Genomic DNA, 12,875 nt, shown 5'->3' with positions numbered 1-12,875 from the left:
CACCATGGATCGGCTTGTCGGAAACGCAGAGCAGGGTGCCGTAGGGTACGCGGAAGCGATAGCCCTGGGCGCTGATCGTGGCGCTTTCCATGTCGATGCCGATGGCGCGGCTCAGGCTGAAGCGGTGCGCGGATTCGGTGTAGCGCAGTTCCCAGTTGCGGTCGTCGGTGGTGACGACGGTGCCAGTGCGCATGCGCTTCTTGAGATTGGCGCCGCCTTCGCCGCTCACCGCCTCGGCCGCAGAAGCCAACGCCTGCTGCACTTCGGCGATCGCGGGCAGCGGGATTTCCGGCGGGAGCACCGGATCGAGCACATGGTCGTCGCGCAGATAGGCATGGGCGAGCACGTAGTCGCCGATGCGCTGGCCTTCGCGCAGACCGCCGCAGTGGCCGATCATCAGCCAGACTTCCGGGCGGATCACGGCGAGATGGTCGGTGATGGTCTTGGCGTTCGATGGGCCAACGCCGATGTTGACGAGCGTGATCCCCGACTTGTCTGGTCGGATGAGGTGATAGGCCGGCATCTGGTGGCGGCGCCATGCCGTGTCGGAAAGGCGCTCGCGGGCATTGTCCACCGGGCTGTCGAGATAGAGGCCGCCGGCGCCCGAAAGCGCGGTGTAGCCGTCCGTGCCGATCTGCTGGCCAGCCCAGTCCACGAACTCGTCCACATAGCGGTGGTAGTTGGTGAAGAGGATGTAGCGCTGGCAGTGCTCGACGCTGGTGCCGGTGTAGTGCTGGAGGCGGGCCAGGCTGAAGTCCGTGCGAAGCGCGTCGAACAGGGCCAGCGGCAGCGGGTCAACCGACGACTGTCGAAACACGCCGTCCGAAATCTCGTCGCCGATCAGGGCGAGTTCGGTGGTGGGGAAGTGCGCGGCCAGTTCCTGCGGCGTCACGCTGCCCATGCCGACGCCGTCGAGGACGTAGGGGAAGGGGATTTCCTGCGTCGAGCGGCCGACCGCGATCTCGACTTCGTAGTCCTCGTGCAGCAGCGCCAGCTGTTCTTCGAGGTAATCCGCGAAGAGCCGCGGCTTGGTGATGGTGGTTACATAGGTTCCCACATCGTTCAGTCGGCCGAACGACCGGCCGTAGAACGTGCCGCGCTCGACACCGCTATAGGTGATGCGCAGTTCCGGGTAGCACCATGCCAGCGTTTCGCGGCGATCGGCGGGGGGAAGCGTGCCGCTTTCGACAAAGGCGGAAATATCGGCCTTCAGGGTGGTGACGGCGGTTTCGTAGACGCGGACCAGTTCCGCGAGGATGTTTTCTATCGTTTCCATCTCCCACACTTACGCGATTCGTATTGCAGTGCAATAGTAGGCGGAGCCGGTGCAGCATGTCTGGCCGACGAGAAGGGCACCAAAGAGAAAGGCCCCCGCTCCGGCTTGGAGCGAGGGCCTTGGATCTCTTGGCGCGTTACCGCGAAAAGGAAGCTCAGGCTTCTTCTTCGGTCTCGGCAACGTCGTCTTCGACCGCGATTTCGCCGGGTTCGGCGTTCGGGTCGTAGGCTTCGGTGAAGCCCGAGACGTCCTGTTCGAACATCGCGGCCATCACGTCGACGCCCTGCGACTGCAGGTCGGCTTCGTCGGGCGAACGGGCGACGTTCACCTTGACGTTCACCGAAACTTCGGGGTGCAGGTTCACGCGAACGTCGAACACGCCGATGGTCTTGATCGGGCGTTCGAGCACGATCATCTGCTTGCTGACTTCGGCGCCCTGCTCGTTGAGAGCGTCGACGATGTCACGCACGGAAACCGAACCGTAAAGCTGGCCCGAGTTCGACGAAGCGCGGATCAGGACGACCTGCTTGCCTTCGACGTTGCCCGAGTGCGATTCGGCGGCCGAGCGACGCTCGGCGTTTTCGGATTCGATCTTCGCGCGGTTGGCTTCGAAGACCTTCTTGTTCTTCTCGTTGGCGCGCAGGGCCTTCTTGTTGGGAAGAAGGTAGTTGCGGGCGTAACCGTCCTTGACGGAAACGACTTCGCCGATGGCGCCGAGCTTTTCGACGCGTTCGAGGAGGATGATGTCCATGAGGCTAGCCCCCCTTACTTGACGATGAAGGGCAGGAGGCCGATGTGCCGGGCGCGCTTGATCGCCTGGCTCAGCTCACGCTGCTTCTTTGCGGAAACCGCGGTGATGCGGCTGGGAACGATCTTGCCACGCTCGGACATGAAGCCCTGGAGCAGACGCACGTCCTTGTAGTCGATGGCCGGAGCGTTCTTGCCCGAGAACGGGCAGGACTTGCGGCGACGGAAGAATGCACGTGCCATGGAAATCAGTTCCCTTCACGTTCGCGACGGCGCGTACGCTCGCGGTCGCTCTTGCGCATCATGACCGACGGACCAGCTTCGTGCTCGTCGACACGGATGGTCACGTAGCGGATGACGTCTTCGTTGATCTGCGTCTGGCGCTCGAGCTCGGCGACGACGTCGCCCGAAGCTTCGATGTTCAGCATCACGAAGTGCGCCTTGCGGTTGCGCTTGATCTTGTAGGCGAGATTCTTGAGGCCCCAGGTCTCGGTCTTGGTGACCTTGCCCTGGTTCGTCTCGACGATCTCGGTGGCGGCGGCGGCAAGCGCGTCGACTTGCGCCTGGCTGAGGTCCTGGCGTGCCAGGAACACGTGCTCATATAGAGCCACGGCAGCTTCCTTTTCTCTAATCTAACCGATCGCTGGCTTGTCCGCGGGATTGCGGGGCCCCTCCGGCTTTCGTCCCTCCCGTCCGGCATGTCGCACGAGACGGAAGGCGCGCCCTTAGCGGATCTGGCGCGGAACGCAAGCCAAAGCTGCATATCCGCACCGGATCGTCACGGCGCGCGCCCGATTTGCCCTAGCGGCTTCAGGGCTTGATACCCAGACGTTCGTAGAGCGCGGCGATGCCCGGATCGAGCGTGCGGGCAACCGCGATTTCGGCGCGGCTTTCTCCGGCACGGCCGAGATGGGCCAATACGACACCGCGCATATAGCGGCTTTCCGCCTGCGTGGGTGCGTCGCGCAGCACGGCGTCGAGATCGCGAAGGGCATCGTCGTAGCGACCGAGGCGCAGCCAGACGACCGCGCGACTGTCCAGCGGTCCCGACGGGTCGCCGGTCAGTTCGATCGCGCTGGAGCACTGGCGCAACGCTCCGTCGACATCAATTCCGCGCATGCCCTTGATCCAGCAGGCGAGGTTGAGGAGGTCGGGGCTCTGCGGGCGCTTTTCCATCATGACGTCGAGCAGGCCAAGGGCCTCGGCGGCATCGGCATAGAGCCCCAGCGTCTCGACCTTCGACATTTCCCAGGCCCGACGCTCGTCCCCGCCGAGGGCGATCTTCTCGTCCAGCAGCTCGCGTGCGGCGGCGGCATCGCCCTGTTGTGCCATGAGCGCGGCGAGCAGCATGGCCGAGCCGCTTTGCGACGGGTCCAGTTCCTGTGCCTTGCGGGCGTCGGCCAGGGCGGCCGGCAGATCGCCGAGCGAGCGGTTGAGACGTGCCCGGTCGAGATAGGAGGATGCATCGGCCGATAGCGCGATCGCGCGGTCGAGATCGGCACGCGCACCCTTGAAATCGCCTGTGCCACGCCGGAGGTTGGCACGGGTCTGCCAGACTTCGGCGCTGGGCTCCTTCGCGGCCATAGCCTTTTCCAGCAGGGCGTTGACGGTGGCCAGCTGGCTGGTGGATTTCGGCGCATCGCCAAGGTTCCAGCGCCGCGTCGCGGTGTCGGGCGCGACCAGCCGGGGCACTTGCGCCTGGGCCCTGGCCGTGGCGGCGCGGTCGGCAGCGACTTGCGCCGGCGCGATCTCGGCGCCGGTGCTATCGCTCCGCTCGTCATAGACGAAGGTGCCGCCGTCGAGCCGGGCGCGGCCGACGAAGCGGGTGCCGCCGAGGGTGGTGTCGATTTCCGGTGCGCCTTCCAGGGTATAGCCCTTGCCCTGGTCCGGAAGGCGGACCGTGACGTGATAGGCGATCGCGAAAGGCGACATGGTGGCGACGGGGATATCCCGCCATTCCGCGCGGGCGCGGTCCGGCGCGAAGCTGAACTGCGACAGCAGGCCGTTGAACCGCCGGACGGTCTGGCGGTCGTTCGACTTCCAGGCGCCTGTAACGATGCCGCGACCTTTCAACACGGTGGTTGCCGTGGCGGTGGAGGTTTCCAGCGAGAGATCGGTGAACAGGCCTTCGCCCACGGCCTGGGTCAGTTGCTGGCGCACCAGTTCGTCGCGCTGCTCGGGGTCGAGAGCATTGGCGGCCAAGCCCAGCGACAGCGCCTGCGGACCGCGCAGGGTAAGCTTCGCGTCGAGCGCGGGCGGCAGGTCTATACTGGTGCTTTCGTCATAAGTGATCGCGAGGTCCACCGAAGGGCGGGCATTGGCATGGGTGACGATCCGTTCGGGCTCGGCGCCATCCGCGCGCAGCGGCAGAACGTAGCCGAGGTCCGGCGTGTCGTGGATGTCGTCCAGGCGGCTGCCGATGCCGGTGCCGTCCAGCCAGAGGCTTTGTCCGTCCAGTCTGGCGCGCACCAGCACATGGTCGAACACGGCGGCGCTGGGCAGGTGCTTGAGCAAGGCATGGCCGCCGCCGCGCGCGCTGGCGAGCACGGCCTCGGCCTCGATGCCCAGGCGATCGAGCAGGGCCAGCAGCAGCAGGGTCTTGGCCTTGCAGTCGCCGTAACGCAGCTTCCAGGTCTCTTCCGGGCTCTGCGGCGTGTAATTGCCCGCGTTCATGTTCAGCGCCAGGTAGCGGACCTGATCCTGCGCGAGTTGCAGCGCGGCCTGGGTGCGGGCGAGCGGATCGGATGAGGCCGCCGCGATCCGGTCCGCTTCCGCTGCGAGCGGCGTACCGTCCGCGATCAGCCCCTTGGGGCGATAGAGCGGAAAGAACGTGCGCGATACGTCGGGCCAGTCGGCGAACGTCGTAAGCTCGAACAGGCCCGGCGAGGCATAACGTGCCGGGGCATCGCCCGGTATTTCGGGTTGCTTCGGCACGGGAAGGGCAAGGTCCAGTTCCATCGTGTCACCCCGGCGCACCGGCGAGGCGGTGATGCCGGAAGCGAGAAACTGCCACTTGGCCTTCTCCGAGGCCGGCCAGATCGCGCGGAGATGCCCGGCGTCCAGGCGCAGCGGGCGGGCAGGAAGACCCGAGATCGACTGCACCCGCCCGTTCAGCACGGCATCGCGCATGGTGACAGAATAGCGCATGCGGAACACGTCGCCCACGCGCAGGCCCTCGATCGCGCCGGTGGCGCTGAGCATCCCGGTAAGCTGGCGCTGCTCCAGCAGTTCCTCGCGGCGCAGGACATCCAGCTTCATGCCCTTGGCGAGCAGATTGAGAGTCTCGCCATTGCGGATGATCGCCACCTCATGGACGATCAGGTCGCCCTTGTCGGGTGACCATTGCGCCCCGATGGTCGAGAACTGCGCCAGCATCTCGGGCGAGGCGATCTTGGCGGCGGTGTCGGAATATTGCCAGAGCTGGCCGTTCTCCACGCGCTGCTGGGTGTCGTAGACGAGCAGGGAGGGGGCATCGCCCGCCCCTGAAGCCGCACCCGAGGCCGGAACTGCGGCAAGCTTCACCCAGGACGGCGTCGGTTGATACAGAATGGTCTCCCCGGCGAAAGCATGGCCGGGTGCTGTCGCCAAGGCGGCGATCATGACGAAACGGATTTTCACGCGGATTTCCCCCGAGATACGCTGAACTCGGGACATACGAAATCGTGCACGAAGCGCAAGAGCGACGGCTAAAAACGGCGGGCCGATAAGGGCTGACCAACAAGAGACGGCGGACCTTGCGGCCCGCCGTCTCTTCGCTTGCGACCCTGTCGGGGTTCGGGGCCGGGGTCCGGAGCCGTCAGCGCAGCAGGCTGAGGACGTTCTGTTGCGCCTGGTTGGCCTGGGCGAGCATGGCCGTAGAGGCCTGGCTGAGGATCTGCGCCTTGGCCATCTGGGTCGTTTCGGCCGAATAATCGGCGTCTTCGATCCGCGACTTGGCGTCGGACAGGTTGGTGACGTTGTTCGTCAGGTTGTTGATCGCCGATTCCAGCCGGTTCTGGCCGGCGCCGAGCGAGGCGCGGGTCTGGTTCACGTCTTCCAGGGCATCGTCGATGAAGTCGAGCGTGTCCGAGGCGGCGCTGCTGGTCGAGACGTCGAGCGCCGAGGCGTTGAGGTTGCTGCCGTCGATCACGCTCGACGTCAGGGTTACGGTTTCGCCGGAGTTCGCGCCGGTCTGGATATCGAACGTCACGTCGCTGCCGGTGGTGGCGAACAGGTTGTTGCCGTTGAAAGTGGTCTGCGTGAGGATGTCGTCGATCTGGTCGGTGAGGGCGGTGACTTCCTGCTGCATGGCATCGCGGTCGCTGTCCTGATACGTGCCCGACGACGACTGGATCGCCAGTTCGCGCACCCGCTGGAGCATGTTCGACACTTCCGACAGCGCGCCGTCGGCGGTCTGGGCCAGCGAGATGCCGTCGTTGGCGTTGCGGATGCCCTGGCTCATGCCGCGCACTTGCGCCGTCATCGACGTGGAGATGGCAAGTCCGGCGGCATCGTCCTTGGCGGAGTTGATGCGCTTGCCGGTCGACAGGCGCTCCATGGCAGTGCCGAGCAGTTTGTTCGCGGCGTTCGAGGCATTCGAGGCGCGGATGGCGCTGATATTGGTATTGATGACGGACATCGGTTTTTCCCCAGAGTTGGAAGAAGTCTGTGTTGTCAGGATCTTGGTCTGCTGCGGAAGGGCTCTTCCGGACGGTGCTGAGAACGGATGGGACGCTGATCTGTTAAGGCCTCGGCCGGGAAGAATGTCGCAAGCGGCCCGCAAGTCCTTTGGCTTTCACGACTTTGTCCGCTTTCGCTTGATCGCCGGAACTTTCCCCCGCATGGCTGCGCTTCGCATTTTCAACTGTGAGGGATATTCTTTCAGATGGCTTCCGGCCTCGTTGCTCTTCTCGATGACGTCGCGGTGATCGCCCGTGCCGCAGCCGCCTCGCTGGACGACGTGGGGCTGGGCGTGGCCAAGGCCGGCAGCAAGGCGGCCGGCGTCGTGATCGACGATGCCGCCGTGACGCCGGGCTACGTCACCGACTTCACGCCCGAGCGCGAACTGCCGATCATCTGGAAGATCGCCAAGGGCAGCCTGTTCAACAAGCTCGTGATCCTGCTGCCGATCGCCCTGCTGCTGAGCGCGTTCCTGCCCTGGGCAATCACGCCGATCCTGATGATCGGCGGCGCCTACCTCGCGTTCGAGGGTGCGGAGAAGGTGATCGAGAAGCTTGGCGGCGCGCATCACGGCGAGACGCTGGAAGAACCGGTGCAGGACGTTGCCGCGTTCGAGCAGGGCAGGGTGTCCGGCGCGATCCGTACCGACCTCATCCTCTCGGCCGAGATCATGGCCATCGCCCTGGCGGAAGTGGCCGACAACTCGCTTGTCGCACGCGCCGTGGCGCTGGCGCTGGTCGGCGTGATCATTACCGCAGGCGTCTACGGCGCGGTCGCGCTGATCGTGAAGATGGACGACATCGGCTTGCATCTCGCCAAGAAGCAAGGCCATGGCACCCAGGCTTTCGGGCGCATGCTGGTCAACGGCATGCCCAAGGTGCTGACGGTGCTGGCCTCGGTCGGCACGCTGGCGATGCTCTGGGTCGGCGGCGGGATCATCCTCCACGGCCTGGAGGAGCTGGGCGTTCCCGCTCCGGCGCATCTGGCGCATGGCTTCCAGCACTGGCTGGCCGTGCTGGGCGGGCCGGTCGGCGGCGTGCTCGGCTGGCTGGGCTACGCCGTGGCGTCGGCGGTGGTCGGGCTGGTGCTGGGCGCCGTGATCGCAGTGGTCGTGCACCTCATCGCCAAGGCGCGCGGCGCGGCGCACTGAAGGTTTAGCTAAAAAAACCGTCGTCCCGGACTTGATCCGGGACCGCTGGCAATTCTTTAGGGGCAACCTCGCGTCTGGGCGCCGCCACGCCGAGAGCCTGCTCGACTCTGACAGCGGTCCCGGATCAAGTCCGGGACGACGAAACTACAACCGCGCCAGCAAGTCCTTGGCGAACACCGTCAGCGTATCGTCGCGGGCGCCCATCACTACTACGCGGTCGCCGGGACGGGCGATCTCCACGATGCGGCTGGCGCAATCCTCGCGGGAGGGCACATATTCGGCCCCAGGTCCATTGGCGCCGCCGTCCGCCTCGATCAGGCGAACGATCCGTTCGCTGCCTTCGGAGCGGTCCACGGTGCCGCCGAAGTAGACCGGATCGCAGAGGATCGTCACATCGTCCGGCCCCAGCTTGGTGGCGAGCACTTCGGCCAGTTCATGGCCCATCTGCTTGAGCGGGCCGTAGCCGTGCGGCTGGAAGAACGCGATCACGCGGCCCGGATGCGCCTTGAGGGTCGCCAGCGTGGCGGAAACCTTGTCCGGATTGTGCCCGAAGTCGTCGATCACCGTCACGCCCGAAGGCGAGGTGCCGACGATGTCGAACCGGCGCGCCAGGCCGACGAAGCTGCCGAGCGCCTCGACCGCATCGGCCACCGAAACTCCGGCGGCATTGGCGGCAGCGATGGCGGCCAGCGCGTTGTAGAGGTTGTGGCGTCCCGGCACTTTCAGGTGGAGCGCATGTGAACTGCCATCGCGACGATCGAGCAGGGTGGCCGTCAACGAAGTCGGCCCCTCAGCCACGTCGATCGCGCCGATCTGCGCGTTTTCCGACGCAATGCCGAAAGTCACCAGCGCCCGCGCATGAGAGGCGAGGCTGGCTGTCTCCGCATCGTCCAGATTGATCGCGGAGACTTCCGCGTGGCCGAGGAAGTCTCCGAAAAGCTGGCGCAGTTCTTCCAGGCTCTTGTGATCGAGGCTGACATTGCCCAGCACCGCCACCTTGGGGCGATAGAGCGCGATGGAGCCGTCGCTTTCATCCACTTCCGACACGAAGGCGTCACCCTGACCCACGCGGGCGCTGGCGAAAGGCGCGTCGGGCGAGGCGAAGTTCTTCATCACCGCGCCGTTCATGATCGTTGGGTCACGGCCCGCGTGCGTCATGATCCAGCCGGTCATGCCGGTGACGGTGGACTTGCCCGAGGTGCCGCCGATGGCAATGCCGAAAGGTGCGGCGTTGAACAGGGTCGCCAGAAGCTCGGCGCGGCTCATGCGCGGGCAGCCGAATGCCTTGGCGCGGACCACTTCCGGCACGGTGTCTTCCACCGCCGCCGAGGCGACCAGCGTCTGCTCGGCGCCGGTTATGCCGCTGCCATCCTGAGGATGCAGCTCGAAGCCGAGGCTTTCCAGCCAGGCGAACTTCTCGGGCGTGCGGCCCTGGTCGCGGCTGCGGTCCGAGCCGGCGACTTGTGCACCGTGGCCCTTGAGGATCAGCGCGAGGGGCAACATGCCCGATCCGCCGATGCCGCAGAAGAACCAGGGGTGCCCGGAAAGATCGGTGCTGCTGAGATCGTTATGCACGGAAGTCATGACGCTTCGGTATGCGGCCTTGTTCGTCCTGACAACCTCGATAGGAAGGAGCGATGACCCGTATCGCAGTTTGTGCACCATCCACCCCGATCACCCGCGAGGATGCGGAGGCCGTCGTCGCCCTGGCGGCCGTGGAGTTTCCCGATGTGGAGCTATTGATTCACGAGCAGTGCTTCGAGGTGGAGGGACATTTCGCCGGAAGCGACGCGCGGCGTATCGCGGCGCTGGTGGAATGTGCCAACGATCCCTCGGTGGACACGGTGTGGTTCGCGCGGGGCGGCTATGGCGCCTGCCGCGTGGCAGAGGCCGCCATAGCCAGGTTCACGCACGACGCGCAGGACAAGACTTTCCTCGGCTATTCCGATGCCGGCTATCTGCTGGGCGGGCTCTATCGCTCGCGCGTCGGCAAGCCGGTGCATGGTCCGATGCTGGCCGATATCCGGCGCGAGGGCGGCGCGGAGGCGGTGCGTCGTGCCTTGCGGTGGCTGACCGGCGACGCTTCGGACATGGAGCTGAGCGGAGACGGCCATCCACGCGTGGCCTTCAATCTTATGACCCTGGCGATGCTCTGCGGCACACCGCTGATGCCGGGGTTGGCCAGGCATGTCGTGCTGGTGGAGGAAGTATCCGAGTATCTTTACGCGGTGGACCGGCTGTTCTTCCATCTCACCGCGCACCTTGGAGGTGTTGCCGGCCTGCGGCTCGGCCGCATCAGCGATGTGCCCGAAAACGATCGACCGTTCGGCGTCGAGGCCGAAGAGATCGCGCGCCACTGGTGCGCCCATCATGCCATCCCCTACCTCGGCGGTGCCGACATCGGCCATGACGCCATGAACCGCATCGTGCCGTTCGGGCCTGTCTGAAGAAAGAGCGCGCTCCGGGTGTCGTATGACGAAAGAACGCCCTCCGGGCTTGCCGAGCGGCTTCAAGGTCAATAACGCGCCGCGCCACATAGTGAGATTCGCAAATCGGCAGGGCGCACATTCGTGAAGCCCGCCGGACAGAAGGAGCCGCCAAGATGCGTGCATTCGTTTTCCCCGGTCAGGGCAGCCAGAAGGTCGGCATGGGCGCCGAACTCGCCGAAGCCAGCACGGTCGCGCGCGAGGTCTTCCAGGAAGTGGACGATGCGCTCGGCCAGAACCTGTTCCGCGTGATGACGCAGGGCCCCGAAGAGGAGTTGACCCTCACCGAGAACGCCCAGCCGGCGATCATGGCCAATGCCATCGCCGTCCTGCGCGTGCTGGAGAAGGAAGGCGGCATTACGCTGGCCGACAAGGCGGACTTCGTCGCGGGCCACTCGCTCGGCGAATACACCGCGCTCTGCGCTGCCGGTGCCTTCAGCCTTGCCGACACCGCGCGCCTGCTGAAGCTGCGCGGCCAGTCGATGCAGGCGGCCGTTCCGGTCGGCCTTGGCGCGATGGCCGCGCTGCTGGGTGCCGATATCGAGAAGGCTACCGCCTTGGCTGAAGCTGCCGCCGAAGGTCAGGTCTGCACCGTCGCCAACGACAACGACCCTACGCAGGTCGTGATCTCGGGCCATCGCGAGGCCGTCGAGCGCGCCATCGCGCTGGTCAAGGATCACGGCATCAAGCGCGGCGTGCTGCTGCCGGTCTCGGCGCCGTTCCATTGCCCGCTGATGCAGCCCGCCGCCGACGCCATGGCGGAGGCTCTCGGCAAGACTCCTCCGGGCAGCCTGCATGTGCCGCTGTTCGCCAACGTCACTGCCTCGGTCGTCACCGACCCCGCCGAAGTCCAGCGCCTGCTGGTAGAGCAGGTCACCGGCCGCGTCCGCTGGCGCGAAAGCGCGATCGCCATGCGCGAGGCGGGCGTCGAGACGTTCGTCGAACTCGGCGGCAAGGTGCTCGGCCCGATGATCAAGCGTTCGGCCGGCGAGGTGGAGGTGATTTCCGCCGTGACCATGGCCGAAATCGAGGAACTGATCAAAACCCTTTGATCCGCGACGTCCCGGGCTTGACCCGGGACCGCAGGAGGCTTGAAGAAAGGCCCGTTCAGCGGGCCAGCGCTCCCCGCCTCGGGAGAGCGCGTCACGGAGATTTGAAAAGATGTTCAACCTCAACGGAATGACCGCCCTCGTCACCGGCGCCTCGGGCGGTATCGGTTCGGCCGTCGCCCGCGCGCTGGCCGCGCAGGGCGCGCGCCTTGCCATCTCGGGCTCGAACGCCGAAAAGCTGCGCGCTTTCCGCGACGAGCTGGACGAGCACACTCCGCAGCATGTCCAGGACGTCGACCACGTCGCCATCGCCTGCAACCTCGGCGATCCCGAGCAGGTGGAGAAGCTGGTTCCCGCCGCGCTCGAATCGCTCGGCAAGATCGACATCCTGATCAACAATGCCGGCATCACCCGCGACAACCTTGCCATGCGCATGAAGGACGAGGAGTGGGACCAGGTCATCAGGATCAACCTCGAATCGACCTTCCGCCTGATGCGCGCCGTGACCAAGCCGATGATGAAGGCGCGCTTCGGCCGTATCATCAACGTGACCTCGGTGGTCGGCACCACCGGCAACCCCGGCCAGATGAACTACTGCGCGGCGAAAGGCGGTATCACCGCGATGTCAAAGAGCCTCGCGCAGGAACTCGCCAGCCGCAACGTCACCGTCAACTGCGTCGCGCCGGGCTTCATCCGCACCGCGATGACTGACGTGCTGCCCGATGCGCAGAAGGACGCGTTGAACGGCCGCATCCCGATGGGCCGCATGGGCGAGGGCGACGATATCGCCGCCGCGGCCGTGTTCCTGGCCTCGAAGGAGGCCGGCTACGTCACCGGTCAGACGATCCACGTCAACGGCGGCATGGTGATGATCTAAGGTCATGAAACCGGGTGCGACCCTTGTGGCAGGCTTGCTTGCCCTGTCACTGGGGGCCCTGTTGCTGGAGTCGTGCTCGTCCGACTTCGATTTCCATGCGGAAATGATCGAAGGGCGCCTGACGTTCGTGCCCACCGGAACCTGGTTCTCCCGGCCGGACCGCTTTTGCATGGTGGATGTCCGAACGTCATCCGGCCCGCACGCCAAGGCGGAAGCGGGCGACGATCCCGGCCAGATCGCCCAGGGTTCCTACTGGTCCTACTGGCTGAAGGGTTGCGACAACAAGTTTCCGTTCGTTTATGGGCAGGCCTTGAAGGGGAAGCCGGTACTCGACAAACGAAGTGGGCTGGAGCGGCCGCACGTGCAGGCCAAGCGGCTTTCGCCCGACGTGGTCTACGAAGTCTTTATCCTTGCGCCCCGCTCCGCTTATGGCAGCGCCCGCTTCATCCTGGACGGTAAGGGGCATGTGAGGAACCTGGGCCGGTAAGCTGCTTGGCATGAGCGTGAAGCGTTTCCGGGTCTTGGAGGCTATTTGGCAGAGAAAAGTTCATTTGAAGCATTTTTCCTCGCGAACAGTGTAAATGCGTTCGGATCGGATTAAAAGCGCCTGAAATCCCCTCATTTATCCCCA

Annotated in this window: 12 protein-coding genes; 5 read left to right on the top strand and 7 right to left on the bottom strand. The window is 65.5% G+C overall.

Annotated features, from left to right (window positions below):
* The 6 genes from RT424_RS17500 to RT424_RS17475 all read right to left on the bottom strand — a co-directional run.
* Positions 1-1,276: AMP nucleosidase (locus RT424_RS17500; RefSeq protein ID WP_313440839.1), on the bottom strand; the 1,276-nt coding region annotated here is incomplete at its 3' end.
* A 154-nt stretch (positions 1,277-1,430) separates the two neighbouring features.
* Positions 1,431-2,027 carry a 50S ribosomal protein L9 gene (rplI, locus tag RT424_RS17495; protein ID WP_313440837.1) on the bottom strand — a complete coding sequence of 199 codons (597 nt, stop codon included), beginning with the start codon at positions 2,025-2,027 and terminating at the stop codon, positions 1,431-1,433.
* A gap of 14 nt (positions 2,028-2,041) precedes the next feature.
* On the bottom strand, positions 2,042-2,266 hold the full coding sequence (rpsR, locus tag RT424_RS17490; RefSeq protein WP_086490477.1) for a 30S ribosomal protein S18: 225 nt from the start codon (positions 2,264-2,266) through the stop codon (positions 2,042-2,044).
* 5 nt (positions 2,267-2,271) lie between these two features.
* On the bottom strand, positions 2,272-2,634 hold the full coding sequence (gene rpsF / locus RT424_RS17485; RefSeq protein ID WP_313440832.1) for a 30S ribosomal protein S6: 363 nt from the start codon (positions 2,632-2,634) through the stop codon (positions 2,272-2,274).
* 199 nt (positions 2,635-2,833) lie between these two features.
* Positions 2,834-5,641, bottom strand: a complete 2,808-nt coding sequence (locus RT424_RS17480) for a DUF3857 domain-containing protein (protein ID WP_313440831.1) — start codon at positions 5,639-5,641, stop codon at positions 2,834-2,836.
* 178 nt (positions 5,642-5,819) lie between these two features.
* The gene (locus RT424_RS17475; protein WP_313440829.1) at positions 5,820-6,641 is read right to left on the bottom strand and encodes a flagellin; all 822 of its coding nucleotides are present in this window, start codon (positions 6,639-6,641) and stop codon (positions 5,820-5,822) included.
* 246 nt (positions 6,642-6,887) lie between these two features.
* Between RT424_RS17475 and RT424_RS17470 the strand changes: the two genes are divergently transcribed.
* The gene (locus RT424_RS17470; RefSeq protein ID WP_313440827.1) at positions 6,888-7,832 is read left to right on the top strand and encodes a DUF808 domain-containing protein; all 945 of its coding nucleotides are present in this window, start codon (positions 6,888-6,890) and stop codon (positions 7,830-7,832) included.
* Positions 7,833-7,976: 144 nt separating this feature from the next.
* Here the strand turns inward: RT424_RS17470 and RT424_RS17465 are convergent, their stop codons facing one another.
* Positions 7,977-9,416 carry a glutamate ligase domain-containing protein gene (locus tag RT424_RS17465; protein WP_313440825.1) on the bottom strand — a complete coding sequence of 480 codons (1,440 nt, stop codon included), beginning with the start codon at positions 9,414-9,416 and terminating at the stop codon, positions 7,977-7,979.
* Positions 9,417-9,469: 53 nt separating this feature from the next.
* Here RT424_RS17465 and RT424_RS17460 point away from each other — a divergent pair, with 53 nt between their 5' ends.
* The 4 genes from RT424_RS17460 (at position 9,470) to RT424_RS17445 (ending at position 12,731) form a co-directional block, all read left to right on the top strand.
* Positions 9,470-10,279, top strand: coding sequence for an LD-carboxypeptidase (locus RT424_RS17460; protein ID WP_313440823.1), 810 nt, complete (start codon positions 9,470-9,472; stop codon positions 10,277-10,279).
* Between the two features lie 155 nt (positions 10,280-10,434).
* Positions 10,435-11,370, top strand: coding sequence for an ACP S-malonyltransferase (fabD, locus tag RT424_RS17455; protein ID WP_313440822.1), 936 nt, complete (start codon positions 10,435-10,437; stop codon positions 11,368-11,370).
* A gap of 109 nt (positions 11,371-11,479) precedes the next feature.
* Positions 11,480-12,244 carry a 3-oxoacyl-[acyl-carrier-protein] reductase gene (gene fabG / locus RT424_RS17450; protein WP_313440821.1) on the top strand — a complete coding sequence of 255 codons (765 nt, stop codon included), beginning with the start codon at positions 11,480-11,482 and terminating at the stop codon, positions 12,242-12,244.
* Between the two features lie 4 nt (positions 12,245-12,248).
* On the top strand, positions 12,249-12,731 hold the full coding sequence (locus RT424_RS17445; RefSeq protein WP_313440819.1) for a hypothetical protein: 483 nt from the start codon (positions 12,249-12,251) through the stop codon (positions 12,729-12,731).
* Positions 12,732-12,875: the final 144 nt, after the last annotated feature.

It is taken from the genome of Novosphingobium sp. (assembly GCF_032093395.1).
Taxonomy (GTDB): Bacteria; Pseudomonadota; Alphaproteobacteria; order Sphingomonadales; family Sphingomonadaceae; genus Novosphingobium.
The sequence above is the reverse complement of the archived record's forward strand: the minus strand, read 5'-3'. Positions and strand labels throughout refer to the sequence as shown.